This is a genomic window from Kitasatospora sp. NPDC043949, from assembly GCF_056435365.1.
Genome location: NZ_JBWKEQ010000008.1, coordinates 86,998 through 111,586, shown reverse-complemented (window position 1 = coordinate 111,586; position 24,589 = coordinate 86,998). Strand labels below are relative to the sequence as shown.

General features: G+C 73.1%; 21 protein-coding genes. 8 read left to right on the top strand and 13 right to left on the bottom strand.

Annotated features, from left to right (window positions below; all coding sequences use genetic code 11):
• Positions 1-466 precede the first annotated feature (466 nt).
• Positions 467-859, top strand: a complete 393-nt coding sequence (locus tag AC07AL_RS09395) for an SCO5389 family protein (protein WP_063347790.1) — start codon at positions 467-469, stop codon at positions 857-859.
• A gap of 284 nt (positions 860-1,143) precedes the next feature.
• Here AC07AL_RS09395 and AC07AL_RS09390 read toward each other — a convergent pair whose 3' ends face one another.
• Positions 1,144-2,304, bottom strand: a complete 1,161-nt coding sequence (locus AC07AL_RS09390) for an LLM class flavin-dependent oxidoreductase (protein ID WP_363582152.1) — start codon at positions 2,302-2,304, stop codon at positions 1,144-1,146.
• A 390-nt stretch (positions 2,305-2,694) separates the two neighbouring features.
• Between AC07AL_RS09390 and AC07AL_RS09385 the strand changes: the two genes are divergently transcribed.
• Positions 2,695-3,018 carry an ATP/GTP-binding protein gene (locus tag AC07AL_RS09385; protein ID WP_363582013.1) on the top strand — a complete coding sequence of 108 codons (324 nt, stop codon included), beginning with the start codon at positions 2,695-2,697 and terminating at the stop codon, positions 3,016-3,018.
• A 5-nt stretch (positions 3,019-3,023) separates the two neighbouring features.
• Here AC07AL_RS09385 and AC07AL_RS09380 read toward each other — a convergent pair whose 3' ends face one another.
• Positions 3,024-3,791, bottom strand: a complete 768-nt coding sequence (locus AC07AL_RS09380; protein WP_363582015.1) for an ABC transporter permease subunit — start codon at positions 3,789-3,791, stop codon at positions 3,024-3,026.
• 1 nt (position 3,792) lies between these two features.
• Complete coding sequence (locus AC07AL_RS09375; protein WP_363582018.1) at positions 3,793-4,797, bottom strand: ABC transporter ATP-binding protein; 1,005 nt, start codon at positions 4,795-4,797, stop codon at positions 3,793-3,795.
• A gap of 92 nt (positions 4,798-4,889) precedes the next feature.
• Between AC07AL_RS09375 and AC07AL_RS09370 the strand changes: the two genes are divergently transcribed.
• A complete protein-coding gene (locus AC07AL_RS09370) occupies positions 4,890-5,687 on the top strand; it encodes an alpha/beta fold hydrolase (RefSeq protein ID WP_363582020.1) in 798 nt (265 codons plus the stop codon).
• Positions 5,684-5,995 (top strand): hypothetical protein, encoded by a 312-nt coding sequence (locus tag AC07AL_RS09365; RefSeq protein ID WP_363582022.1) that lies wholly within the window; start codon positions 5,684-5,686, stop codon positions 5,993-5,995. The genes AC07AL_RS09370 and AC07AL_RS09365 overlap by 4 nt, the downstream gene beginning before the upstream one ends.
• A 141-nt stretch (positions 5,996-6,136) precedes the next feature.
• On the opposite strand, the gene AC07AL_RS09360 is transcribed toward AC07AL_RS09365, so the two are convergent.
• The 3 genes from AC07AL_RS09360 to mce form a co-directional block, all read right to left on the bottom strand.
• Positions 6,137-7,066, bottom strand: a complete 930-nt coding sequence (locus tag AC07AL_RS09360; RefSeq protein WP_063347784.1) for a coiled-coil domain-containing protein — start codon at positions 7,064-7,066, stop codon at positions 6,137-6,139.
• 107 nt (positions 7,067-7,173) lie between these two features.
• The gene (locus AC07AL_RS09355; protein WP_478317271.1) at positions 7,174-11,814 is read right to left on the bottom strand and encodes a hypothetical protein; all 4,641 of its coding nucleotides are present in this window, start codon (positions 11,812-11,814) and stop codon (positions 7,174-7,176) included.
• Positions 11,815-12,312: 498 nt separating this feature from the next.
• On the bottom strand, positions 12,313-12,756 hold the full coding sequence (mce, locus tag AC07AL_RS09350; protein WP_363582154.1) for a methylmalonyl-CoA epimerase: 444 nt from the start codon (positions 12,754-12,756) through the stop codon (positions 12,313-12,315).
• 301 nt (positions 12,757-13,057) lie between these two features.
• Between mce and AC07AL_RS09345 the strand changes: the two genes are divergently transcribed.
• Both AC07AL_RS09345 and meaB read left to right on the top strand, forming a co-directional pair.
• Positions 13,058-14,266, top strand: a complete 1,209-nt coding sequence (locus AC07AL_RS09345) for an acetyl-CoA C-acetyltransferase (RefSeq protein WP_363582026.1) — start codon at positions 13,058-13,060, stop codon at positions 14,264-14,266.
• Positions 14,267-14,345: 79 nt separating this feature from the next.
• Positions 14,346-15,302 carry a methylmalonyl Co-A mutase-associated GTPase MeaB gene (meaB, locus tag AC07AL_RS09340; protein ID WP_363371930.1) on the top strand — a complete coding sequence of 319 codons (957 nt, stop codon included), beginning with the start codon at positions 14,346-14,348 and terminating at the stop codon, positions 15,300-15,302.
• 58 nt (positions 15,303-15,360) lie between these two features.
• On the opposite strand, the gene AC07AL_RS09335 is transcribed toward meaB, so the two are convergent.
• The 5 genes from AC07AL_RS09335 to AC07AL_RS09315 all read right to left on the bottom strand — a co-directional run bounded on the left by AC07AL_RS09335 (position 15,361) and on the right by AC07AL_RS09315 (position 19,095).
• The gene (locus AC07AL_RS09335) at positions 15,361-15,876 is read right to left on the bottom strand and encodes a MarR family winged helix-turn-helix transcriptional regulator (RefSeq protein ID WP_350879579.1); all 516 of its coding nucleotides are present in this window, start codon (positions 15,874-15,876) and stop codon (positions 15,361-15,363) included.
• A gap of 39 nt (positions 15,877-15,915) precedes the next feature.
• Entirely contained in the window at positions 15,916-16,725 is an 810-nt protein-coding gene (locus tag AC07AL_RS09330; protein ID WP_363582156.1) for an AIM24 family protein, read from the bottom strand.
• 203 nt (positions 16,726-16,928) lie between these two features.
• Positions 16,929-17,579: an AIM24 family protein gene (locus tag AC07AL_RS09325; RefSeq protein WP_363582028.1), complete on the bottom strand. Its 651-nt coding sequence runs from the start codon at positions 17,577-17,579 to the stop codon at positions 16,929-16,931.
• Positions 17,579-18,217, bottom strand: coding sequence for an AIM24 family protein (locus tag AC07AL_RS09320; RefSeq protein WP_079135621.1), 639 nt, complete (start codon positions 18,215-18,217; stop codon positions 17,579-17,581). The genes AC07AL_RS09325 and AC07AL_RS09320 overlap by 1 nt, the downstream gene beginning before the upstream one ends.
• 80 nt (positions 18,218-18,297) lie before the next feature.
• Positions 18,298-19,095 carry a DUF2127 domain-containing protein gene (locus AC07AL_RS09315; RefSeq protein WP_363582030.1) on the bottom strand — a complete coding sequence of 266 codons (798 nt, stop codon included), beginning with the start codon at positions 19,093-19,095 and terminating at the stop codon, positions 18,298-18,300.
• 290 nt (positions 19,096-19,385) lie between these two features.
• On the opposite strand from AC07AL_RS09315, the gene AC07AL_RS09310 reads away from it, so the two are divergent.
• Positions 19,386-19,697: a DUF3817 domain-containing protein gene (locus AC07AL_RS09310; protein ID WP_371517107.1), complete on the top strand. Its 312-nt coding sequence runs from the start codon at positions 19,386-19,388 to the stop codon at positions 19,695-19,697.
• A gap of 116 nt (positions 19,698-19,813) precedes the next feature.
• Here AC07AL_RS09310 and AC07AL_RS09305 read toward each other — a convergent pair whose 3' ends face one another.
• Both AC07AL_RS09305 and AC07AL_RS09300 read right to left on the bottom strand, forming a co-directional pair.
• Positions 19,814-21,442 (bottom strand): M4 family metallopeptidase, encoded by a 1,629-nt coding sequence (locus AC07AL_RS09305; RefSeq protein WP_363582032.1) that lies wholly within the window; start codon positions 21,440-21,442, stop codon positions 19,814-19,816.
• Between the two features lie 440 nt (positions 21,443-21,882).
• Positions 21,883-23,520: a M4 family metallopeptidase gene (locus AC07AL_RS09300; protein WP_363582034.1), complete on the bottom strand. Its 1,638-nt coding sequence runs from the start codon at positions 23,518-23,520 to the stop codon at positions 21,883-21,885.
• A gap of 493 nt (positions 23,521-24,013) precedes the next feature.
• Between AC07AL_RS09300 and AC07AL_RS09295 the strand changes: the two genes are divergently transcribed.
• The gene (locus tag AC07AL_RS09295; RefSeq protein WP_363582036.1) at positions 24,014-24,553 is read left to right on the top strand and encodes a MarR family winged helix-turn-helix transcriptional regulator; all 540 of its coding nucleotides are present in this window, start codon (positions 24,014-24,016) and stop codon (positions 24,551-24,553) included.
• Positions 24,554-24,589 lie beyond the last annotated feature (36 nt).

Genomic DNA, 24,589 nt, shown 5'->3' with positions numbered 1-24,589 from the left:
GCCCACCGGGGCCAGTTGATGCGATTCCACGACGACCGGGTGAAGAAACCGGGAACCCCGCGAACATGGAGGCTCGGCAATTCCGCTCACCTCCCGTCGCGGTCTGGCGCCCACGTCCTGGGGTCGCTACCGTACGTGACGGCACGCGTGCGGGATCGCTGTCAACGGGGACGGAGACTTCAGATGAACGATCCGACGGGATCCGGCCAATGTGGTGCACCGCCGCGTATTTCCGAAGCAATCCACAGGAATGACCGGCCCGTCCCGCCGTTGACTGCCACGCTGTTCCGAGCGCGGTCGGTGTCCGGGACGTCACGTCCCGTGGTGCCGCCGCCTTCGCGGGGTGTCAAAAACGCCCGTTCCACGGCGTTCCGGACACCACGCGCGATCCGCCCACCCTCACTGTGAGCTTGGACTACGCACGACCACCCGGGCGCCGCGCGGGTGGACCGCGAGAGGAGAATCCATGTCGCTCGACGTCTCACCGGCCCTGCTGGAAAAGGCCGAGCGGGGCGAGGTCGACGAGCGGGAATTCGTCGACTGCGTCCGCGTCTCGCTGCCGTACGCCTGGGACCTGATCAGCTCGCTGGTCGCCCAGGCGAAGGTCGACGGTACCGACTTCGCCGACAACCAGGTACCGCCGCCCAGCGAGCAGGCCCGCGGCCAGCTCCTGCGGGCCCTCGCCAGCGACGCCATCCGGGGGGCCCTGCAGCGGCACTTCGGGGTGCGGCTGGCCTTCCAGAACTGTCACCGGGTGGCGGTCTTCCTGCCGTCGGACGCCAACGAGGCACGGCACGCACGCTTCACCTCGGTCCGGGAGCAGCTGCTCAACCAGTCCGAGGAGCTGCGGGACTGCTGACCCGGCAGCACCGCCGATGCCGGGCCCTAGGTCCTGTCCGGCCGACCTTGCCGGGCCCGCGACGCCGGACATCCCGCCTGGACGCACGCCCGAATCGCCCAAGTACGCCCAGTACGAGGGCGATCCGGGCGCACGCCCAGCCGGGCGCCCAACGCCGCGGGCTGATCCGCCAAGATCGACCGGATAGGACCTAGCGGCCCGGAAGGTCGTCGGGCCGCCCCCGTCCCCCGGTGCGGGGGGAGGGGCGGCGGCCCGGACCGGGCCCGGCCGCTCCACCCCCGGGCTCACCCCAGCTGCGGCAGCACCTCGGAGCCGAGCCGGGCGATGTTGTGCAGGGTCGCCTCGCGGTCGCCGCTGCCCTCCGCGAGCAGCGCGAAGCGGCGGATGCCGGTCCGCTCGGCGGTGGCCAGCAGCCGGTCGGCGCACTGCCGCGGCGTGCCCACCGCGTGCAGGTCGCAGAGGAGTTCGGTGTACTCGCGCGGGTCGCGCATCTTGCGCTCCCGGCCGTCCACGGTGCGGTGGGCGCCGAGCCCGTACTCGAACCAGCCCGGCATGGCGTTCAGCAGGGTGGCGCGGGCCGCCGAGGTGCGGTCGTCGACCTGGGCCACCCCGGCCGCGACGTGCCGGCGGTTCACCCGGCGCAGCTGCTCCTCGCCGCGCCCGGCGGCCAGCCAGGCGCTGCGGTACAGCTCCAGCATGCGCAGCTTGTCGTCGTCGCCGGAGTGCATGCCGAGCAGCATCGGCAGGCCGCGTTCGGCGGCCAGCCGCACCCCGCTCGGAGAGGTGCACGCGACCACCATCGGCGGTCCGGCCACCGGCCGCCCGGACGGGTCGAGTTCCTCACCGAAGCCCTCGCCGAGGCCCTCGACGTCCTGGCGCTGGCGCGGGAAGCGCACCGGGCCGGACCGCTCGCCGAGACCGAGCCAGCTGCCCAGTCCGGACCGGCGCACCGGTTCGGTGGCGCGCGGCACCACCGCCACCTCGGGGAAGGCGAACTGCGGGCCGTCCGCGCCGACCCGGGAGCCGCGCAGCCAGCGCAGCAGCAGGTCCAGCCGCTCCGGGAAGCCGTTCTCGAAGGCGTCCACGCCGCCGCCGAACACGTCCAGGTCGATCCAGGGGCCGCCGCGGCCCACCCCGAGCGTGAAGCGCCCGTCCGAGGTGAGGTGCAGCAGCGCGGCCTGCTCGCCGAGCGCCACCGGGTGGGCGGTGGAGAGCACGCTGACCGCCGTGCCGACGCCGATCCGGCGGGTGCGGCCGAGCAGCAGCGCGGCCAGCGTGGCGGCGTTGGGGCAGACCCCGTACGGGACGAAGTGGTGCTCGGCCAGCCAGACGCTGTCCAGGCCCGCGCGTTCGGCCTCGACGGCGGCCCGGACGGTGCGGTCCAGCGCCTCGCGGTGGCTCTGCCCGGGGAACTGCGCGGACAGCAGGAACGCGCCGACCCGCACCGGCGCGGTGTCCGGCGGGAGCGCGCCCGCCCGCTGCGGAACGGGCAGCGGCTCGCCCGCCGCGGCCGTGACCGGGGCGGGCGAGGTCAGCACCGGCCCGGGGGCGGGCGGCCGGACTCCGACGGGCCGACGGGTCTCGGCGCGGGCGCTGGTCTTGGTCATGGTGGGGCCTCCTCGGGTGCGCGCAGGGTCTGCGGGCCCCGCCTGTTCCCCTTGTGGGTATCCGATGTCATGTGCCAATGGCACGCGGAAACCCGGATTTCGTCGAAGATCGGGTGGATCTCGGCAAAAACGCGGGAGCGTCGGACGATGCCGTGATAGTGGCCTGCCGGAGGGGCGGCCGGCCGTAGGCTGGAACGACCCGAAATCCCGGAAGAGAGGTAGTCCGACGTGTCGCCGCGCCGCAACCGGATCAAGAGCGCCGACCCGGGCGGGAGCGCCGAGCAGGCCTCCCCGCTCGGCGGATCGCTGCGCCGCACCGAGAGCCACCAGGGCGACGACTGGGTGGTCCAGACGGTCGCCGGGACGGCCGGGCGGCACTACCGGTGCCCGGGCTGCGACCAGGAGATCCCGCCCGGGATGGGCCACGTGGTGGCCTGGCCGATGTACGGCGCGGGCGTGGACGACCGGCGGCACTGGCACCGCGCCTGCTGGGGCGCGCGGGAGCGCCGGGCCTCCAACGTCCTGCGGGGCCGCGGCGCTCCGCGGTACTGAGCCGGTCAGGCGTCCCGGTTCTTGAGCACCAGCGCGCCGCCGAGCAGGGCGGCGAGCGTCCAGGCCAGGCAGATCACGAAGCCCTCCCACGGCCCGTACGGCTGGCCGTGCTGCTCGTACACCAGCAGCATCCGCGAGCCCGCGTAGTCCGGGAAGTAGTGGGCCAGGGTCTTGACCTTCGGCACCGCCGAGAGGATCGGCGAGAGCAGGAAGAAGAACGGGACCAGTACGCCCAGTGCCAGCGTCTGGCTGTGCAGCATCGTGGTGACGCCGGCCGAGAACAGGCAGAGCATCGTCAGGTACAGCGCGGCGCCGAACACCGCGCGCAGCACGTGCGGTTGGTCGAGGCTGGTGGAGTGCGAGCCGAGCAGCGCCTGGCCGGTGAAGAAGGTGACGAAGGCCGTCACCACCGAGACCGCCAGGGCCATCGCGCCGAGCACCACCGCCTTGCCGGTGAGCAGGGTGCCGCGCTGCGGGACGGCGGCCAGGGTGACCCGGATCATGCCGGTGCTGTACTCGTTGCCGATGGCCAGCACGCCGAACACGATGATGGCGAGCTCGCCGAGCATGATGCCGGAGAAGGCCGTGCCGGTGGCGTCGAAGACGGACTGGTCGCCCCGCCGGAACTCGCCGAAGTTGCTGTTGGTGAGCAGGGACAGCAGCGCGCCGATGCCGACGGTGACGACGAAGGTCAGCGCGAGCGTCCAGATCGTCGAGCGGACGCTGCGGATCTTCGTCCACTCGGAGCGCAGGATCGCCGGGAAGGACGTCATCTCAGTTCTCCTCCTGCCGGGCCGCCGCAGTCTGCGGGGCGCCGTCCGCCTTCCAGCCGGCGCCCCAGACGCCGGGTGCGCCGGCCGCGTCCCGGCCCGGGCCGTCGCCCGCGTGGTACTCCACCGAGTCGGCCGTCATCTGCATGAACGCCTCCTCCAACGAGGCCTGCTGCGGGCTGAGTTCGTGCAGGACGACGCCGTGGGCCGCGGCCAGGTCGCCGAGCCGGGCGAGATCGCCGTCGACCACTTCGTAGGAGCCGCCGGGCCCGGGTTCGGACCGGAGCCCGGCGCCGGACAGGGCGTCGAGCAGGCGCTCGGGGTGCGGGGTGCGCAGCCGGACGGCGGAGCGGGAGTTGCGCCGGATGAACTCCGGCATCGGCAGGTCGGCGAGCAGCCGGCCCTTGCCGATGACCACCAGGTGGTCGGCGGTGACGGCCATCTCGCTCATCAGGTGGGAGGAGACGAAGACGGTCCGGCCCTCGGTGGCGAGCCGCTTCATCAGGTTGCGGATCCAGAGGATGCCCTCCGGGTCCAGTCCGTTGACCGGCTCGTCGAACATGACGATCTCCGGGTCGCCGAGCAGTGCGGAGGCGATGCCCAGTCGCTGGCCCATGCCGAGCGAGAAGCCCCGGGCCCGCTTGCGGGCGACCGGGGTGAGGCCCACCAGGTTGAGCACCTCGTCCACCCGGCGGGTCGGGATGCGGTTGCTCTGGGCGAGCCAGAGCAGGTGGTCGCGGGCGGTGCGGCCGGGGTGGACGGCCTTGGCCTCCAGCAGCGCGCCGATGTACTTGAGCGGTTCGCTGAGCTGCCCGTAGCGCTTGCCGTCGATGGTGACCCGGCCGCTGGTGGGGCGGTCGAGGTCGAGGATCATGCGCATGGTGGTGGACTTGCCTGCGCCGTTGGGGCCGAGGAAGCCGGTGACCACGCCCTGGGGGACCTGGAAGCTGAGCCGGTCCACCGCGAGGGTCCTGCCGTAACGTTTTGTCAGGTCGTGCAACTCGATCATTCGCGCTCCCTTACTCCTGGTAAGGCTAGGACAAAGCGGATATCACGGCCCGCTGAGTGGGCCCGCCGGGCGTGCCGGAATACGGTGGGCCCATGACCCAGCCCCCCTCCGCAGTGTCGGTCCGCGAGAGCGGCACCGGAACACCCCTCGTGCTGCTGCACGCCTTTCCGTTGAACGCCTCGATGTGGTCCGCCCAACTGGACGCGCTGCCCGGTCTGACCGGCGACGAGGCCCGGGTGCTCGCCCCGGACCAGCGCGGCTTCGGCGGCACCGAGCTGGGGGCCGACGAACCCTCGCTGGACCTGGTCGCCGACGACCTCGCCCTGCTGCTGGACGCGGCCGGGATCGAGCGCGCGGTGGTCGGCGGGCTCTCCATGGGCGGTTACGTGGCGCTGGCCTTCGCCCGCCGCCACCCGGACCGGCTGGCCGGACTGCTGCTGGCCAGCACCCGCGCCACCGCCGACACCGACGCCGTCCGGGCCAACCGGGAGCGGATCGCGGCCGCCGTCACCGCCCGGGGCAGCGTCCAACTGCTGCTCGACGAGGAGGTCGCCGCCGGGCAGCTCGGGCCGGACTCGCTGCACCTGGTGGAGCGGGTGCGGTCGCTGGTCGCGGCCGCGTCGCCGGCCGCCGTCGCCTGGGCCCAGCGGGCCATGGCGGCCCGGCCGGACGCGCTGGACGTGCTGGCCGGGCTGCGGGTGCCCACCGCCGTCGTCGCGGGCGCGCAGGACGGCCTGGTGGCGCCGGAGGAGGCCGAACCGATGCTCCGGGCCCGGCCGGACGCCGAACTGACCGTCATTCCCGGGGCGGGCCATCTGAGCGCCCTGGAGGCACCGGAGGCGTTCAACACCGCCGTCCGCGACCTGCTGGCCCGGGTGACGGCGGGATGAGGGAGGAAGCGACCGGCTGGGACTTCTCGGCGCTGGAGGTGACCGGCCGGATGCCCGTGACCAACCGCGGCGAGGGCCTGGTCGAACTGACCCTGGAACCGCTCGGCGAGGACTACTGGCTGCGCCCCGGCGAGACCTTCATCGTCACCTCGTACGGCGACCACGGCTCCGGCCACCCGTTCGAGGTGCAGTACTGGCCGGACTCGGTGTCGGTCTGGTGCACCTCGTGGTTCGGCACCGTCTCCGACGACGAGGGCAACCAGCTCAGCAGCGGGCACCAGCGGCCCGACGGGGCCTACCCCAGGTGACGCCCGCTCACCCAGGTCACCCGAGATGATGACGGTGGAAAGACGGCAGGCCCTCACCCTGGTGGGTGAGGGCCTGTCCGCTGTTCCGCACGTGCCGTCCGTTCCGCACGTACCGCCGGGCGCCGGCGCCCGGCGGCGGCGTCAGCGCGACTGCTGGGCGGGCACGCCCATGGTGTCGTCGCCCGGCAGCGAGGCGGCGGCCACGGCCGCGCCGGTCAGCGTCGCCAGCATCTCGCGGACGTTGGTCAGCTGGGCGTTGATGCTGTCGCGGCGGTTGGTGAGCGCCGCCAGCTCGCGCTCGGACTCGCTGCGGATCCGGTCGGCCTTGGCGTTGGCGTCCGCCACGATGTCCTCGGACTGGCGCTGCGCCGTCTCGACGGTCTGGCGGGCGCGGCGCTCGGCGTCGGTGCGCAGCTTCTCGGCCTCCAGGCGCAGCTGCTCGGCCCGGTGCTCGATCTCGGCCAAGCGCTTCTCGGCCTTGGCCTGACGGGCGGCCAGGTCACGCTCGGACTGCTCGCGGCGCTTGGCCAGGTTGGTCTCGAACTCCAGCGCGGCCTGGGCGGCCTTGGTGCGGGTCTCCTCGAAGAGGGCGTCCGCCTCCTCGCGCTTGTTCTGGGCGTCCTTGTTGGCCTCGGCGCGCAGCTGGGCGCTGTCGCTCTTGGCCTTGTCGACGATCCGCAGACCCTCGTCCTCCGCCTTGGCCTTGCGGTCCTTGGCGTAGTTCTCGGCCTCGGTGCGGACCTGCTGGGCAGCGGCCTCGGCGAGCTCGCGGTGCTGCTCGGAGGCGCGGTGCGCCTCGTCGCGCAGGTCCTTGGCCTCCTCCTCGGCCAGTCGCAGGATCTTCTCGACCCGGGCGCCGAGACCGGCGTACGAGGGCTCCGCCTCGGTGACCGCCGCCTGCGCGGTCTGGGTCTCCAGGTGGAGTTCCTCGATGCGCTTCTCGAGCGCGCTGATCCGGGTCAGGGCACTGTCACGGTCGGCCACCAGCTTGGTGATCCGCTCGTCGACCTGGGCGCGCTCGTACCCACGGCGCACCAGGTCGAAGCCGTGAGGGGAGTGACTGTCGCTCATGGGGTTCTGGGCTTCCTGTCGTCAAACCGCTGAGGTGGTTGAGGGAATCCTGACACGGTACCGGAGTGTCGACGGCGAGATGCCGTCGTCCCGCGGACAATGTCCGCTCAATCGGGTGGTGCGTTCTTGGAACGATTGCCGCCCGACCGGGGGGAACCAATTCCGGCACCCGCCTTGGCACCCCCGTCCTTCTTGGTGCTGCTTCCCCCGTTGGTCTGGGCGACCGGTGCCGGTGCCTCGAACGCCTCCAGCGCGGACAGCACGTCCTGCACCCTGGAGATCTCGGTGTTGATGTCCTTGCGCCGCCGCACCAGTTCGTCCAGCTCGCGACGGCCCTCGTCGGTGACCCGCTTCGCCTCGGCCTGCGCTTCGGCGAGCAGCCGTTCGGCCTCCGCCTTCGCCAGTTCGACCTGCTCGTCCGCGCTGCGGTCGGCGTCCCGCAGCCGCTTCTCCGCCTCGGTGGCGGCGGTCTCCAGCCGCTCCTCGGCCTCGGCCTCGGCCGACTGGAGCTTGGCCTCGGCCTTGACGATCAGCGCCTCGGCGCGGCTGGTGGAGTCGGCGAGCTTGGTCTCCGCCTCCTTCAGCAGCCCCTCGGCCTTGCGGACGGCCGAGATCCGGACCTTGCTGGCCTCCGCGGACGCCTCCGAGGTGAGCTCGCCCGCGCGGTCCTCGGCAGCCGCGACCAGCGCCGCCGCCCGGTCCTCGGCCTCGGCGACGGTGGCCACCGCCTGCTCCTCGGCCTCGGTCAGCTGCTCCTGAGCGGCCGTCACCAGGGCGTCGACCCGCTCGCCGGCCGACTTCATGGCCGCCGCGTTCTCCTTGCGGGCGCGCTCGTGCAGCGCCTCCACCTCGGCGTCGGTGCGCTCGCGCAACTCCTCGGCGCGCTCGCGGATCGCGGTGGAGTCCCGGCGGGCCTCGGCGAGCAGCGTGTCGGCGTCGGACCGGCCCTTCTCCACCTCGGCCTGGCCGGCCGCCTCGCCGGCGGCGACCAGCCGGTCGGCCTCCTTGCGGGCGGCGGCGACCATCGCGTCCGCCTGCTCCTCGGCGGCGGCGGTGGTGGCCAGTGCGGTGGTCTGGGCGTCCTCGCCGAGCGACTCGGCGTCCGCGAAGGCCTTCTCCAGGACGGAGTTGGCCTGCTCGCGGGTGGCCTTGTCGAACTGCTCGGCGGCCTCCCGGGTCTCCGCGTCGTACGCGTCGGCGCGGCCGTGGGCGGCGGCGTCGTACTCGTCGGCGAGGGTCCGGGTGGCGAGCGCGTACTCCTCGGCCTCGGCGCGCAGGGCGGCGGCCAGCTCCTCGGCGTCGGCGACCAGACCGGCCGAGCGCTCGTCGGCGGCGGCCATCGTCCGGACGGCCTGGGCCTCGGCGTCCGCGCGCAACTGCCCGGCGGCCTCCCGGGCCGCGTGCAGTACGGCGTCGGCCTCCGCCCGCAGGTGCTCGTCGTAGGCCTGGGCCTCGGCGCGCTGACGGCCCAACTCGGCCTCGTGGGCCTCGCGTTCGGCGGCCAGCTCGCGGTCGGTCAGGTCGCGCAGGGCGGTGGTCTCGGCGTCGGTACGGGCGCGCAGTTCGGCGGTCTCGTGGTCGGCGAGGGCCCGCTGCTCGGCGGTCTCGGCGTCGGCGAGTTCGCGCAGGGCGGTGGTCTCGTGGTCGGCGAGGGCCCGCTGCTCGGCGGTCTCGCGCTCGGCCAGCTCGCGCAGTTCGGCGGCGGCCTGCTCGGCCCGGTCGCGGACCTCGGCGGCCTCCCGCTCGGCGGCGGCCTTCCGCTCGGCGATCTGCTCGGCGGCGGCCTCGTGCATGCCGGCCACCGACTGGCGGACCTCGGCGGCCTCCTCCTCGGCGGCCTCGACCAGGGCGGCGCCCTCGACGCGGGCGGCGGTGACCAGCTCCTCGCCGTCGACCCGGGCCTGCTCCAGGACGGCGGTGGCCTCGGCCCGGATGCTGTCGGCGGTGGCGCGGGCCTCGGACAGCTCGCGGCCGGCCTCGGCGCGGACCGTCTCGGCCTGCTCGGCGGCGAACGCCAGCTCGGCGGCGGCCTTCTCCCGGACGGCCTTGGCGTCCCGGGCGGCCTCGGCCTGGCGCTGCTCGGCGGCGCTCCGGGCGCCCTCCAGCAGTTCCTCGGCTTCGGCACGCTGGGCGGCGACGTGCTGTTCGGTCGCCTCGCGCTGCTCGGTGGTCTCCCGCTCGGCGAGCTCGCGCAGTTCGGCGCTCTCCCGCTCGGCGAGCTCGCGCAGTTCGGTGGTCTCGCGTTCGGCGAGGGCGCGCAGCTCGGCGACGTGCTGTTCGGTCGCCTCGCGCTGTTCGGTGGTCTCGGCGGTGGTGCGTTCGGTGAGTTCGGTGGCGGCCTGTTCGGCCTTGGCCCGGACGTCGGCGGCGTACGCCTCGGCGGCGGTGCGCTGCTCGGTGGTCTCGCGCTCGGCGAGCTCGCGCAGTTCGGCGCTCTCCCGCTCGGCGAGGGCCCGCAGCTCGGTCGCCGTCTGTTCGGCCTGCTCGTGGGCGGCCTGGGCGGCGGCCAGCTGCTCGGCGGTCTCCTCGCGTTCGCGGTGCAGCCCGGCGGCGGCCTCCTCGTACTCGCGCCGGCTCTCCTCGCGCAGCGCGTTCGCGGCGGCCTCGGCCTCGCTGCGGGCACGGGCGGCCTCGGCGTCGGCCTCGGTGCGGACGCGCTCGGCGTCGGCCACCGCGGCGTCCCGGACGGCGTTCGCCTCGGACTGCGCCTCGGCGCTGAGGGCGGTCGCGGCGGCGTTCGCCTCGGCCCGGACCCGCTGGTCGAACTCGGTCGCGTCCCGGCGGAGTTCGGCGGTCTCGCGCTCGGCGGCGGCGCGGTTCTCGGCGGCTGCGGCCTTGGCGGCGGCGAGGGCGTCCTGGCCCTGCTGCTCGGCGGCGGTGGTGGTCTTCTCGGCCTCGGTGCGGGCCCGGGCGAGGGTCTGCTCGGCCCGGCCCTGGGTCTCGGCGGCCTGTTCCTGGGCCTGCGCGCGCAGCCGCTCGATCTCCCCGGCGGCGCCCGCGCGCAGCTCGTCGGCGTCGGCCTTGGCCCTGGTGAGCAGTTCCTCGGCGTTCTTCGCCGACTCCTCGATCTGCACGACGGCCTGGCGGCGGGCCTCGCCGCGCACCCGGTCGGCCTCGGCGGCGGCCTGGGCGCGCAGCTCCTCGGCCTCGGCCCGCAGGCGGGCCGCCTCGTCCTGCATCTGCTCGATCCGCTCGCGGATCGCGGCGGCGTCGTCGAGCGCGGCGTTCTGGGCCTGCTCGACGGCGGCCTGGGCCTGCTCGCGCAGGCGCTGCGCCTCGGCGGCGGCCTCGGTGCGGATCCGCTCGGCCTCGGTGGCGGCCTCGGTGCGGGCGGTCTCGGCGTCCTGGTCGGCCTGGCCGAGCACCTCCTCGGCGGTCTTGGCGGCCTTGGCGAGGTGGACGGTGGCTTCCTTGGCGCCGGCCGCCCGGCCCTCCTCCTCGGCCGCGTGGCGCAGCCGCTGGGCCTCGGCCTCGGCGTGGGCGCGGAGTTCGGCGACCTCCCGGTCGGCCTGGGCGCGCAGGTCGGCGATCGCGGCCTCGGCCTCGGCGCGCAGCTCGCCGGCCACCGATTCGGCGGTGGCCCGCAGCCGTTCGCTCTCCTCGGCGGCGGCGGCCTTGGCGGCCTCCGCCTCGGCCTGCTTGGTGGTGGCCTCGGCGCGGATCGCCTCGGCCTCCTTGGTGGCGTGGGCGACCATCCGGGCGACCTCGGCACGGGCGGTCTGCGAGCGCTGCTCGTTGGCGGCCTCGCCGTCGGCGGCCTTGCGTTCGGCGGCGGCCTCGGCGTCGGCCTGGAGCTGTTCGGCGGCCTGTTCGGCCTGGGCCCGCAGCTCGGCGGACTCGCGGCGGGTGCGTTCGGCCTCGGCGATCGCCTCGGCACGCAGCCGCTCTATCTCGGCCTGGGCGTGGGCGAGCTGCTGCTCGGCCCGGATCTGCTCGGCGGAGGCCTGCTCCTTGAGCCGGCCGATCTCGGCCTTCGCGACGGCGAGCTGCTGCTCGGCGGCGGCGTGCGCGGCGGCCAGCTGCTGCTGGGCCTCGCCGCGGGCGGCGTCCACGTCGGCGGCGGCCTGGGCGCCGGCCTGCTGGGCGTGCTCGGAGGCGGCGCGCAGCAGGCGCTCGGCGTCGCTCTGGGCCCGCTGGAGGGCGGCCTCGGCGGCGGCCTGGGCCTCGCCGCGGGCGGCGTCGACGTCGGCGGCGGTCTGGGCGCGGGCCTGGTCGGAGAGCGCGACGGCCTCCGCGCGGGCGGCGGCGACCATGCGCTCGGCCTCGGCGCGGGCGTCCTGGAGCAGGCGCTGGGCCTCCTGCTCGGAGCCGGTCCTGGTCTGCTCGGCCCAGCCGTTGACGTGCTGCTCGGCGGTGCGGCGCAGCTCGGTGAGCTCGTCCTCCAGCTGGCGGCGGCGGGCGGTGAGCTCGGCCTCCAGTCGGGCGGTGCGCTCGGCGGCCTCGGCCATGATCCGCTGGGTGGCGGCCTGGGAGTCGCGCAGCTGGCGCTCGGCGTCGGCGCGCAGCTGCTGGGCCTGCATCTCGGCAGTGCGGAGCATCTGCTCGGCCTGGCCGGAGACGGCGTCGAAGGCGCGCGGCTGGGCGAGCATGCGGCGGGACTCGTGCAGCTTGGCCCGGAGCACCTCCACCTGGTAGGCGAGGTCCTCGGCATGCTCGACTGCCTTGTCCCGCTCCTTTCGAGTCCGACCCATCTCGGCCTCGAACTGGGAGAGGTGATCGTCAACCTCGTAGCGGTCGTTGCCCCGCACTCCGCGGTCCCATCCATCTCCTGGTCGCGTCCTCGACCCGGCCGGTCCAGGGCACCCGTTGTCCGGGTACTGGTCCGACTGGCTCCTTGCATCCGCAGCCGGTGGACGGCCCGCCGGTCAATCCGGGGCCGCCCGCCGCGGTCGTCGGAGCCCTGGGCGTGGAAGCGCGGTGATGCCGCGTTCCCCCGTCCGGGTGGACTCCTGGGCGAACTCTTGCCTTGTGGAGAATGGTGACAGATCAGTGTTGCGACTGTTCAGCCGTGCCCGCGTTGTGGACTCCCCTGCGACGGGCCGGCCACCGCTGGGCGGACGGGCCTGTCATCGGCCGTGCCCGTCGCCTCCGTCCCCCGGAGCCTTCGCGCACCTGGGCATTGTAGTGGGAGCGCACCGCGGGGGAATGGCCGCGTGGTGGTTTTCCGGCTGTCGGACGAGGTTACTGACGGGTCATGACCGGCGATTCGGGGGTGCCGCCCGGTCGTGGGCGGCACCTGGCGGGGGTCAGTGGGCGTCGTGGACGCCCGGTTCGGCGGAGGTGACCAGCTCGGTCAGGACGCCGCCGCAGTCCTTGGGGTGCAGGAAGGTGATCCGCGAACCCATCGAGCCGATCCGGGGCTCGTCGTAGAGGACCCGCACGCCCTTGGCCCGGACGGCCTCGGCGTCGCCGTCCACGTCGGCGGTGCCGAAGGCGATGTGGTGCACGCCCTCGCCGTTCTTCTCCAGCCACTTGGCGACGGTCGAGTCGGGCCGGGTGGGCTCCAGCAGCTGGAGGTAGGAGGCGCCGCCGTCGCCGGTGTCGTTGATCTTGAGCATGGCCTCGCGGACGCCCTGCTCCTCGTTGACCTCGGTGTGGAACACCTCGAAGCCGTAGGTGGCGCGGTAGAACTCGACCGTCTTGTCGAGGTCGCGGCAGGCGATGCCGATGTGGTCGATACGGGTCAGCACGGCGACCTCCGGGGGCGGGTTGGGTACCTCGGGAACCAGGTGGCACCAGTGCAGCGCATCGCCGCTGACCGGCGCCAGCGCCGGACGTGCGAGTCTGCTCACACGCCGGAGGTCCACCCGGGCCGCACACCGGGGGCTCACCCGGGGCGGACGCCGGGGTTCACCCGGGCCGCGTTGACACGGTGTTGACTGGAAGGTGCCAGTGCGCTCGATCACACTGTCGCTCCGGTGACGGGCGGGTAACGGGTCAGTACATTGAGCGCATCCTCACCTGGCCACGACGTGCGAAGGGGCTCGTCCCATGACCAACACCACCTCTGTGATCGTTGCCGGTGCGCGGACCCCGATGGGTCGCCTGCTCGGTTCCCTCAAGGGCTTCTCCGGTGCCGACCTCGGCGGCTTCGCGATCAAGGCCGCGCTGGAGCGGGCCGGCATCACGGGTGAGCAGGTCCAGTACGTGATCATGGGCCAGGTGCTGCAGGCCGGCGCCGGCCAGATCCCGGCCCGCCAGGCCGCCGTCCGGGCCGGCATCCCGATGAGCGTCCCGGCGCTCACCATCAACAAGGTCTGCCTCTCCGGCCTGGACGCCATCGCGCTGGCCGACCAGCTGATCCGGGCCGGCGAGTTCGACGTCGTGGTGGCCGGCGGCCAGGAGTCGATGACCAACGCCCCGCACCTGCTGCCGAAGTCCCGCGAGGGCTACAAGTACGGCGCGATCGGGATGCTCGACTCGATGGCCCACGACGGCCTCACCGACGCCTACGAGAACATCCCGATGGGCGAGTCGACCGAGAAGCACAACACCCGGCTGGGCATCGCCCGCGAGGTGCAGGACGAGATCGCCGCGGCCTCCCACCAGCGGGCCGCCAAGGCGCAGGCCGACGGCGTCTTCGACGCCGAGATCACCCCGGTCGCGATCCCGCAGCGCAAGGGCGAGCCGGTGCTGTTCGGCCAGGACGAGGGCATCCGCGCGGACACCACCGTCGAGGGCCTGGCCAAGCTGCGTCCGGCGTTCGCCAAGGACGGCACGATCACGGCCGGCACCTCCTCGCAGATCTCCGACGGCGCCGCCGCGGTGGTCGTGATGAGCAAGGCCAAGGCCGAGGAGCTGGGTCTGAGCTGGATCGCCGAGATCGGCGCGCACGGCAACGTGGCGGGCCCGGACAACTCGCTGCAGTCGCAGCCGTCCAACGCGATCAAGCACGCGCTGGCCAAGGAGGGCCTGGAGGTCTCCGACCTCGACCTGATCGAGATCAACGAGGCGTTCGCGGCCGTCGCCCACCAGTCGACCAAGGACCTGGGCGTCTCCTCGGACATCGTCAACGTCAACGGCGGCGCGATCGCGCTCGGCCACCCGATCGGGATGTCCGGCGCCCGCGTGGTGCTGCACCTGGCGCTGGAGCTCCAGCGGCGCGGCGGCGGGGTCGGCGCGGCCGCGCTGTGCGGCGGCGGCGGCCAGGGCGACGCCCTGATCGTGCGCGTCCCCAAGGACGCCAGCCCGAAGGCCTGATCAGCTGACATGCCTTCGGGGCTGCGGACCGCCACGAGCGGCGCCGCAGCCCCGAAGGCATCCGCGCGAGGAGCTCCCGATGATCGATGTCGCCACGCTGGTCGAACAGGCCCGGGCGGGCCGGCCGCGGGCGGTCGCCCGGCTGATCACGCTGGTCGAGAACGCCGCCCCGCAACTGCGCGAGGCGATGGCCGCGCTCGCGCCGTACACCGGTCAGGCCTACACGGTGGGCCTGACCGGCTCGCCCGGGGTCGGCAAGTCCACCTCCACCTCGGCGCTGGTCTCCGCCTACCGGCGGCTCGGCAAGCGGGTCGGGGTGCTGGCCGTCGATCCGTCCTCGCCGTTCTCCGGCGGGGCGCTGCTCGGCGACCGGGTCCGGATGCAGGACCACGCCACCGACCCCGAGGTGTTCATCCGCTCGATGGCCACCCGCGGCCACCTCGGCGGGCTGTCCTGGACGGCGCCGCAGGCCCTGCGGGTGCTGGACGCGGCCGGCTGCGACGTGATCCTGGTCGAGACCGTCGGGGTGGGCCAGTCCGAGGTGGAGATCGCCGCCCAGGCCGACACCACCGTGGTGCTGCTCGCCCCCGGCATGGGCGACGGCATCCAGGCCGCCAAGGCCGGGATCCTGGAGATCGGCGACGTCTTCGTGGTCAACAAGGCCGACCGGGACGGCGCCGACGCCACCGCGCGCGAGCTCAACCACATGCTCGGCCTCGGCGAGGCCCGCGGGGCGGGGGACTGGCGCCCGCCGATCGTCAAGACCGTCGCCGCCCGCGGCGAGGGCGTCGACGAGCTGGTCGAGGCGCTGGAGAAGCACCGCGCCTGGCTGGAGGAGCACGGCGAACTGGCGGCGCGCCGCCGCCGTCGGGCCTCCGACGAGATCGAGGCGATCGCGTTGGCCGAACTGCGCACCCGGATCGGCGACCTGCGCGGGGACCGCCACCTGGCCGGCCTGGCCGAGCGGGTGGTGGCGGGCGAACTGGACCCGTACGGCGCGGCCGACGAACTCGTGGCCGGCCTCACCCGGGGCTGAGGACGGCGCGGGGCCGGCCCCCGGTGGGGCCGGCCCCGGTGTGCCGGGGGGCGGCGCGTCAGGCGCGGCCGCGGAGGCCGCGGAGGTGTTCGGCGACCGGGGCGAGGGCCTCGTACATGGCGTCGAGCTGCTCCTGGGTGAAGCGGTCGATGAAGTGGGCCCGGACGCTGCGCACGTGGTCGGGGGCGACCCGCTGCATGGTCTCCCAGCCGTGCTCGGTGAGGTGGGCGTAGAGGCCGCGGCGGTCGCCGGGACACTCCTGGCGCAGCACCAGGCCGGCGTTCTCCATCCGGGTGATCTGGTGCGAGAGCCGGCTCTTGGACTGGAGGGTGGCGGTGGCGAGGTCGGTCATCCGCATCCGGCGGTCGGGGGCCTCGGAGAGCACCACCAGGATCTCGTAGTCGTTGATCGCCAGGTTGTGCGGCTGGAGTTCACGGCTGAGCTGGTACTCCAGCAGTTTGGCGACCTCCAGATGGGCGCGCCACATCCGCTGCTCCCTGGCGGTCAGCCAGGGAGTCTCCTCCTCGGGCTGCGACGGAGGGGTGTCCGCAGTGTTGATCGTGTGCGTATCCATGGGCTCAGCATACCCTATTTAGTTCAATCTTGTACAAGTTTACAGGCCGAAACGTCGCCCCAGATCGCCCAGATTGCCGAGGCCCGGCACGTTGAGGTTGCCCCCGCCGTGGCCCGACGCCGCCGGCTGCGACGGCACCCCGCCCACCGGCACTCCCGCCTCGGCGTCCACCTGGCCCACCGACCGCTCGGCCATCAGTTTCTCGCTGGACTGCAGCAGCACCTGGCCGGCGCCGATGAACTCGAACTGGTGCTCCTCGCCGGAGGCCCCGCCCAGCCCGGTCAGCCGTCGGATGCCGCCGATCAGCCCGTGCATGTAGTCGTGGTCGTAGTGGTGGCACGGCGCCGGGCAGTCCGCCCAGCCCACCAGCGCCTGCGGGTCCACCCGGATCGGCGGCTCGACGAAGTGCACCGGCCCGTTGGAGGCGGCGACGAACTTCCCGGTGCCGATCAGGGTCAGGAAGCCCGGGATGATCGACTGCTTGAGCCGCAGCGACGGGTCGAAGGCCAGCAGGTTGCCCGAGCGGACGGTCAGGTTGCCGTCGTCCAGGTCGTAGGAGTTGAGGTCGAAGGCCCGGTCGGCCAGCAGCAGCTTGCCGCGGCCCTGGGCGACCACCCAGTCCGCCGCGTGCATCGGCGAGTTGAAGTGCTGGCCGATCGCCCGGTCCAGCATGCCGGCGCCGACGCCCTTGAAGGTGATGTCGCCGTAGTAGGCGACCATCTTGCCCTTCTGGAGGAAGTACGAGCCGTTCAGGTCGACCGAGAAGGCGTACGGGTTGACGTTGTCGTTCACCGGCAGGCTGTACGCGTCGTGCACCACCGGGCCGGAGCCGCCGTGCGCGCTCGGCAGCGGGGCCTGCGGGCCGCCGAACTGCTCCTGGGCGTAGGCCTGTTGGGGCTGCTGCGGGGGAGGCGGTGGCGGGTACCCGCCCTGCTGGGGGTAACCCTGCGCGGGCGGCGGCGCGTAGCCCGGCGGGGGAGGGGCGGCGAAGCCGGGCTGGGTCGGCTGGTCGTACGGCGACTGCCCGTGCGGCGGCTGCGGCGGGTAGGACATCAGAGCTTCTCCTCGCTCGCCTGGACGTACACCGCGCCCTGTCCGGACAGCTCCAGCTGGAAGGCCTCGCCGGAGCCGCGGCCGATCATGTCGCGCCAGCCCAGCGCCGTGGACAGCTTGTTCTGCACCTGGCCGCGGTGCGCCACGTACGCCTGCGGGTCGACGTGCACCGGCCGGCCCGGGACGATCGGCAGCTCGAAGACGCCGCCGTGCGCCATCACCGCGACCGAGCCCTTGCCGTCCAGCTGGGTGGTGAACAGGCCCTGGCCGGTGACCTGGCCGCGGACCATGCCCATCACCCCGCCCTGCGAGCCCATGAACATGGTGGACTGGCGCAGCGTGCCCTCGAAGGCCAGCAGCCGGTCCGCCTCGACGTACAGGGTGTCGCCGGCCAGGTCGATCACGTGCACGTGGTGGCCGCCGTGGCCGAACATCACCCGGCCCTGGCCCTCGACGGTCATCAGCGGGGTGTCCTCGTTGGCCACCCGGCGGCCGATCATCGACATCACGCCGCCCTGCCCGCCGGTGATGTTCGGCGTGAAGCGGACGTCCCCGGTGTACGCGAGCATCGCGCCGCGCTGGCTGAACAGCCGCTGCCCGGGCAGCACCACGGCCTCGACCATCTTGCCGTTGATCTTCGTGAAGCCCATCAGACGTCGCCCCCGATGGTGACCTTCTCCGACGGCTGCACGTACACCAGGCCCTCTCCGGTGAACTCCACCTGGACGGCCTCGCCGCCGCCCTCGCCGATCACCGTGGTCCAGCCCGCGCCCGACTTCAGGCTGCGGTGCAGGCTGCCGGTGTGCGCCACGTAGGCGCCCGGGTCCACCCGCAGCGGCTGGCCCTGGCCGACCCGCAGGATGATCGCGGGCCCGTTCGAGGTGACGGCGGCCCAGCCGTGGCCCTCCACCTTGGTGGTGAAGAGGCCGTTGCCGGAGGACATGCCGTTGAGTCCGGTGAAGGTGGTGCCGGTGCGCAGCGAGCCCTCCGTGCAGAGCAGGTTGTCCGCCTCGACGAACAGCGTCTCGCCGTTCAGCCGGACCAGGTTGATCTCGGTGGCCTTGTCGGCGAAGTAGCAGGTGCCCTGGCCCTTCACCTCCATGACGGTCATCTGCTCGCCGGTGAGCCGGCGGGCGACCATGCCGCGCAGGCCGTCCCCGCCGCCGGTCAGCTTCTTGAAGCTCATCTGGCCGGTGTAGGCGACCATCGAGCCGTGTCTGGCCTTGACGGCCTCGCCGGCCAACTCGACCGCGAGTACTCGGGATCCCTGAAGTCTGAACTGTGCCACGGCCGCAATCTAGCGGGCGCGGCCGGTGCGGGGGGAGGGGCGGGGGCGGAACTGGTACCGGTCTGCGACAAACGCGCCGGTCACGCCCGCGCGTGCGCCCCCCGAGCGGCGTGCGGGACGGCGCCGGCCGCCTCCTCGACCTCCAGCAGCGAGGCCGAGTGGCGCTCTGCCTCGAAGGCCACCACGCCGCCGCGCAGCCCGAACAGCCGCTTGGACAGCATGATCCAGAGCACCGCGGCGATGTTCAGCACCAGCGTGCCGATCTTCACGGCGCTGACGTGCTCGCTCAGCTCGTAGCCCTCCAACGGCAGGAAGGCGGCGGTGGCCACGACGGTGAGGTACTCGGCCCAGCGCCTGCCCAGCCAGAGGCCGACCGCCTCGACGATCTCGATCAGCGCGTAGGCCAGCAGCGCGCCCGCGACGATCAGCAGGGTGCTCTTCCTGTAGTCGAAGGTCTTGCGGATGGTGTCGACGATCGGGGAGTGTTCGAGGTCCCAGTGGAAGTGGTCGGTGACCGGCCGGAAGACCGACAGGTTCTCGTCGAAGACCCGGTGCACGGCGTCCTGGCTGTTGGAGAACTTCCAGACGGCCCAGGCCACGATGATGATCAGCAGGCCGCGCAGCACCCGCTCGACGGCGAGGAAGCGCAGGATGAAGAGGTCCCGCAGCGCCTTGCCGCGCGGCACCAGCGGGGCGTCCTGCGCCGGGCCGGAGCCGTGCGGGGCGCCGAGCGCGAAGTCGCCGCAGCGCAGGCAGCGCCAGGCGTCGCCGAGGGCGGTGGCGGCGTGCAGCCGGGCGGCCAGCTCGGGCTCGGTCGGCGCGTAGGTGGTGTGGCCGCGCTTGGCGCAGGTCCTTCGGTCCCAGTCCCGCTTGAACATGTGGTCGCTACCCCCGGTCGTCCGATGTCTACGGCGCCCGGTGCGTCGGGCGCGGGCAGCAGGATAGGGGCAGCGGGTGACGGGCCGGCGCGACGAGCCGGGTTCTGGCGCACAGCTGTGACACGGACACGACGGCCGTGGCGCTGGGGCGGGACACGGTGGTTGTGACGTCGGGCACGGTGACCACCCCGGCCGGGGCTTCGGACAGGTGCTCGGTGATAATGGCCGGAAGACTTGTGAGTCGCTTCACAAGCAGGTACGCCTCCGACCCCCGTATTGAGGTACCCATCGTGAACAGCAGCGCCGTCCACCGCCTGCGCCTGGTCTCCGGCCCCGAAGGGGTCTCGTTCATCCTGCTGCTGATCTGCTCCGTGCTGAAGCGGACCACGTCCTTCGACGGCGTCCCGGTGATGGGCATGGTCCACGGGATCCTGTTCATCCTGTACGTCGTCTTCTGGATCCAGGCCTGGCAGGCGCAGAAGTGGGACGCCAAGCGCGGCGTGCTGCTGTTCGTCCTCTCGGTGCTGCCCACCGGCGGCTTCTTCGCCGAGCGGATGCTCGCCAAGGAGGAGCGCGGCGAGCTGAAGCCGGCCACCGCGTAGGGACGCGCGCCCGCCACGCGACGGTCGACAGGCTGCCGCGGCCTCCTCTCCCAAAGGGCCGCGGCAGCCTGTCGCCGTTTCTTACCGGGGGTGGCTGGGGGGTGCTGGGGCGCGCACTAGTTGACGTTGACGCCGCTCCACGCGGCCGCCACGGTCTTGTACTCGGTGCTGGTGGCGCCGTACAGGTCGGTCGCGGCCTTCAGGGTCGCCGTGCGGGCGGCCTTGTAGTTGGTGGTGGAGGTCATGTAGACGGTCAGCGCGCGGTACCAGATCGCGGCCGCCTTGGTCCGGCCGATGCCGGTGACCGTCGAGCCGTTGGAGGTCGGGCTGTTGTAGCTGACCCCGTTGACCACCTTGGCGCCGCTGCCCTCGGACAGCAGGTAGAAGAAGTGGTTGGCGATGCCCGAGGAGTAGTGGACGTCGAGGTTGCCGACGCCCGAGTACCAGGAGTCCGCGGAGCTGCCGTCCTTGGAGGGCTTGTCCATGTAGCGCAGCGGCTTGCCGTTGCCGAAGATGTTGAGCTTCTCGCCGATCAGGTAGTCCGGCGGGTCCGCGGGCAGGTTGGCCGACCACTCGACCATGGTGCCGAAGATGTCGGAGGTGGCCTCGTTGAGGCCGCCGGACTCGCCGGAGTAGTTGAGGTTCGCCGTGGCGGAGGTGACGCCGTGGGTCATCTCGTGGCCGGAGACGTCGATCGCGGTCAGCGGGTTGGTGTTGCCGGAGCCGTCCCCGTACGTCATGCAGAAGCAGGAGTCGTCCCAGAACGCGTTGACGTAGTTGGAGCCGTAGTGGACGCGGCTGGCGGCGCCGACGCCGTTGTTCTTGATGCCGTTGCGGCCGAAGGTGTTCTTGTAGTAGTCCCAGGTGGCCGCGGCGCCGTACTGGGCGTCCACGGCGGCGGACTCGCGGTTGGAGGCCAGGCCGTTGCCCCAGGAGTTGCTGGTCTTGGCGAACAGCGTGCCGTTGCCCGAGGTGGCGCCCTTGAGGTCGGTGGTGGACTGGCCGCCGCGCGTGGCGTCCTTCAGCTGGTACGAGGTGCCGCTCTGGGTGGTGGTCAGCGTGACGGTGCCGACGTTGACGCCCTTGCCGGTGCCGGAGGCGGTCTGCACCTGCTCGCGGGTGGACAGCACCTCGCCGGTGGCGGCGTCGGTGACGACCTGCTGGCTGCTCGGGGTGCCGTCGGCCCGCTCGCCGCGGACCACCGTGCGGTGGGCCAGCCGCGGCGCGCCGTCGGCCGCCCACACCACCAGCTCGGCCGCGCCCGCGCCGTCGACCCGGCTGAGCGCCGCCTCGTCCTCGTCGGCGGCCGTCCCGACGGTCGCCCGCACCGCGGCGGTGGCCCGCTCGGCCGCCTGCCCGGCGGCGAGGCCCGGGGCCAGGCTCGGCAGCGACAGGCTGCCGTCGAAGGCCCGGTCGACCGAGTCCACCGAGCCGTCGGCGCGCTGGTGGACGACCAGGTCGCCGCCGAGCACCGGCAGGCCGGCGTAGGTCCGCTCGTAGCGCAGGTGGCGTTCGCCGTTGGCGTCCGCGACGACGTCCTTGACCACCAGCCGCTCCTGGCCGCCGAGGGCCAGGGCCTGGGCGACCGGGCTGCTCTGCCCGGCGGCCACCGCGAGCAGCGCGGCGCGCTGCTGCTCCGGCGACGGGGCGGCGGCCTGGGCGGCGGGGACGATGGCGATCTGGATCACGCCGGCGAGCAGGGCGGTGGCGGAGAGTATGGCGCCGGCTGTCAGCTTTCGCTTCACGTGCGGGGGTTCCTTCCACGAAACCGCGTGTGCGCGCGGTTGCGCCGCGTACCGGGGCGCCGGGGTTGGCGCCGTGGGGCGGTAGGGCGCGGACGTGCTGCTCCCGTGCGGTACCTGACGATCCGTCGACGGGTGGGGGTGACGGGCGTCGGACGGGGCTTGGGCAGAAGCATGACAATCGATGGCAGGAAATGACAGACCACGGACAGGGATTGGCCGGGATCCGCCAGTGTCGGTGCGGATGGTTCGGCTGCCGCCCAGTGCCCGCTACGGGCGGTTCGTCCGGCTGGCGGGACTTCGCCACCCCGGGAGCGGAGCGGAGCGGTCGGGCACGCGCGGGGGAGGGCGGGCGTGCAGGGGCGGGCGTGCGAGGGGGTGCGCGGACGCCCGGGGCCGCCCTCCACGGGGGCCCCGGACGTCCTGTCACCGTGCGCCGTGCGTCAGTTGACGTTGACGCCGCTCCACGCGGCCGCGACCGCCTTGTACTCGGCGCTGGTGGCGCCGTACAGGTCGGAGGCGGCCTTCAGGGTGCCGGTGCGGGCACTCGCGTAGTTGGTGGTGGAGGTGAAGTAGACGGTCAGCGCGCGGTACCAGATCTGCGCGGCCTTGTCCCGGCCGATGCCGGTGACGGCCGAGCCGTTGGAGGTCGGGCTGTTGTAGCTGAAGCCGTTGATGCTCTTCGCGCCGCTGCCCTCGGACAGCAGGTAGAAGAAGTGGTTGGCGATGCCCGAGGAGTAGTGGACGTCGAGGTTGCCGACGCCCGAGTACCAGGAGTCCGCCGAGGCGCCGTCCTTGCTGGGCTTGTCCATGTAGCGCAGCGGGGTGCCGTCGCCGTTCAGGTTGATCAACTCGCCGATCCAGTAGTTCGGCGGGTTGGAGGGCAGGTTGGCGTAGAACTCGACCATCGTGCCGAAGATGTCGGAGGTGGCCTCGTTGAGGCCGCCGGACTCGCCGGAGTAGTTGAGGTTCGCCGTGGCGGAGGTGACGCCGTGGCTCATCTCGTGGCCGGCCACGTCGATCTCGGTGAGCGGGTGGGTGTTGCCGCTGCCGTCGCCGTAGGACATGCAGAAGCAGGCGTCGCTCCAGAACGCGTTCACGTAGTTGGAGCCGTAGTGCACCCGGCTGGTCGCGCCGACACCGTTGTTCTTGATGCCGTTGCGGCCGAAGGTGTTCTTGTAGAAGTCCCAGGTGGCCGCGGCGCCGTACTGGGCGTCCACGGCGGCGGACTCGCTGTTGGAGGCCAGGCCGTTGCCGAAGGCGTTGGTCGAGTTGGCGACCAGCGTGCCGGTGCCGGAGGTCTTGTTCTTCAGGTTGACGGTCGACTGGCCGCCGCGCGTGGCGTCCTTCAGCTGGTACGAGGTGCCGCTCTGGGTGGTGGTCAGCGGGACGTTGCCGACGAAGACGCCCTTGCCGGTGCCGGAGGCGGTCTGCACCTGCTCGTGGGTGGACAGCACCTGGCCGGTGGCGGCGTCGGTGACCAGCAGCTGGCTGCTGGGGGTGCCGTCGGCGCGCACGCCCTCGACGGTGGTCCGGTACGCCAGGCGCGGGTTGCCGTCGCTCGCCCAGACCACCAGCTCGGCCTTGCCGGTCTGGTGCACGGCCGCCAGCGGGGACTCGTCCTTGTCCGCGGCGACGCCGACGGTGGCCTGGACGGCGCCGGTGGCCTGCGCGGCGGCCTTGTCGGCCGGGATCTGCGGGGCCAGGCTCGGCAGGCTCAGCTGCGCGGAGACCGCCTTGTCGACCGACTCCACCGCGCCGCGGGCGCTCTGGTGGACGACCAGGTCGCCGCCGAGCACCGGCAGGCCGGCGTAGGTGCGCTCGAAGCGCAGGTGCCGGGTGCCGTCCTGGTCCACCACGGCGTCCTTCGCCACCAGTTGCTCCTGGCCGCCGAGGGCGAGGGCCTTCGCCAGCGGGCCGGACTGGCCGCCCGCCAGGGCGAGCGCCGCCGCGTGCTGCTCGGCGGCCTGCGCCTGCGCCGCGGGGATCGGGCTGGCCTGGGCGGCGGTGCTCACCTGGACGACGCCGGTGAGCAGGGCGGTGGCGGAGAGTACGGCGACTGCTGCGAGCTTTCGCTTCACGGACGAGTCCTTCCGGGTAACCGCGTGTGGGCGGTCGCGCCGCGTCCCGGGGGCCGGGGTCGGCACCTGAGGGGCGGGACGGGCGCTGACGTGCGGACCCCGTGCGGTCGAGCGGCGGGCCACCGGTGGGTGGGGGTGGTGGCTACCGGACGGGGTTGGCGGAAAGCATGACAATCGAGCAAATCAAATGACAGGTCTTGCTCATGAATTGGCCAAGTCCCGCCAGCCGGAGGGATTGTGAACGGGCGGACAAAAGGTGTGAATCACCCGGCCTTTCAGCGGGTTACCATCCGAACCGAGGCCTGATAGTGCGGCTGCGGACCGATCGGCCGTCAACTCCGCCGCGCCCCGGTCCCGTTGCCCCGCATTCACACCGGCGCAATGTCCTGGTATGGACCTGGCCGCCCTTTTGGCGGGTTCCCGCCACGCGTCGCGCTTGTCCACCATCAGGACGGCTGGTAGCGCCCGCCCCCTCCGCCGGTACGGTAAGGAGGTGCCCAAGCCCCTAGCCCTCGACTTCGACCCGATCGCCCGCGCCGACGAGCTCTGGACCCGCCGCTGGGGCGGGGTCCCCTCGATGGCGGCGATCACCTCGATCATGCGAGCCCACCAGATCCTGCTCTCCCGGGTCGACGCGGTGCTCAAGCCGTACGGGCTGACCTTCGCCCGGTACGAGGCGCTGGTGCTGCTGACCTTCAGCCGGACCGGCGAGCTCTCGCTGTCCAAGATCGGCGAGCGGCTCATGGTCCACCCGACCAGCGTCACCAACACCGTCGACCGGCTGGAGCGGGCCGGCCTGGTCGCCCGCCGCCCCAACCCGCTGGACGGCCGCGGCGTGCTCGCCACGATCACCGGCCGCGGCCGCGAGACGGTCGAGGAGGCCACCCGGGAACTCATGGCGATGGAGTTCGGGCTGGAGGAGTACGACACCGAGCAGTGTCGGCAGGTGTTCGAACTGCTCAGGCCGCTGCGGATCGCCGCCGGCGACTTCACCGACGACCGCGGCGAGGGGGCTGCGCGGGAGCGGCCGTGAGGACGGTTACCCTCGTGGGAGCGGTGCGCGGATCCG

Excerpts from the sequence above, each read along its gene's own strand:
- AC07AL_RS09375 (WP_363582018.1), bottom strand. The coding sequence starts at position 4,797 with ATGATCGAGTTGCACGACCTGACAAAACGTTACGGCAGGACCCTCGCG.
- AC07AL_RS09370 (WP_363582020.1), top strand. The coding sequence starts at position 4,890 with ATGACCCAGCCCCCCTCCGCAGTGTCGGTCCGCGAGAGCGGCACCGGA.
- AC07AL_RS09335 (WP_350879579.1), bottom strand. The coding sequence starts at position 15,876 with ATGGATACGCACACGATCAACACTGCGGACACCCCTCCGTCGCAGCCC.
- AC07AL_RS09345 (WP_363582026.1), top strand. The coding sequence starts at position 13,058 with ATGACCAACACCACCTCTGTGATCGTTGCCGGTGCGCGGACCCCGATG.
- AC07AL_RS09325 (WP_363582028.1), bottom strand. The coding sequence starts at position 17,579 with ATGGGCTTCACGAAGATCAACGGCAAGATGGTCGAGGCCGTGGTGCTG.
- AC07AL_RS09395 (WP_063347790.1), top strand. The coding sequence starts at position 467 with ATGTCGCTCGACGTCTCACCGGCCCTGCTGGAAAAGGCCGAGCGGGGC.
- AC07AL_RS09315 (WP_363582030.1), bottom strand. The coding sequence starts at position 19,095 with ATGTTCAAGCGGGACTGGGACCGAAGGACCTGCGCCAAGCGCGGCCAC.
- meaB (WP_363371930.1), top strand. The coding sequence starts at position 14,346 with ATGATCGATGTCGCCACGCTGGTCGAACAGGCCCGGGCGGGCCGGCCG.
- AC07AL_RS09360 (WP_063347784.1), bottom strand. The coding sequence starts at position 7,066 with ATGAGCGACAGTCACTCCCCTCACGGCTTCGACCTGGTGCGCCGTGGG.
- AC07AL_RS09380 (WP_363582015.1), bottom strand. The coding sequence starts at position 3,791 with ATGACGTCCTTCCCGGCGATCCTGCGCTCCGAGTGGACGAAGATCCGC.
- AC07AL_RS09365 (WP_363582022.1), top strand. The coding sequence starts at position 5,684 with ATGAGGGAGGAAGCGACCGGCTGGGACTTCTCGGCGCTGGAGGTGACC.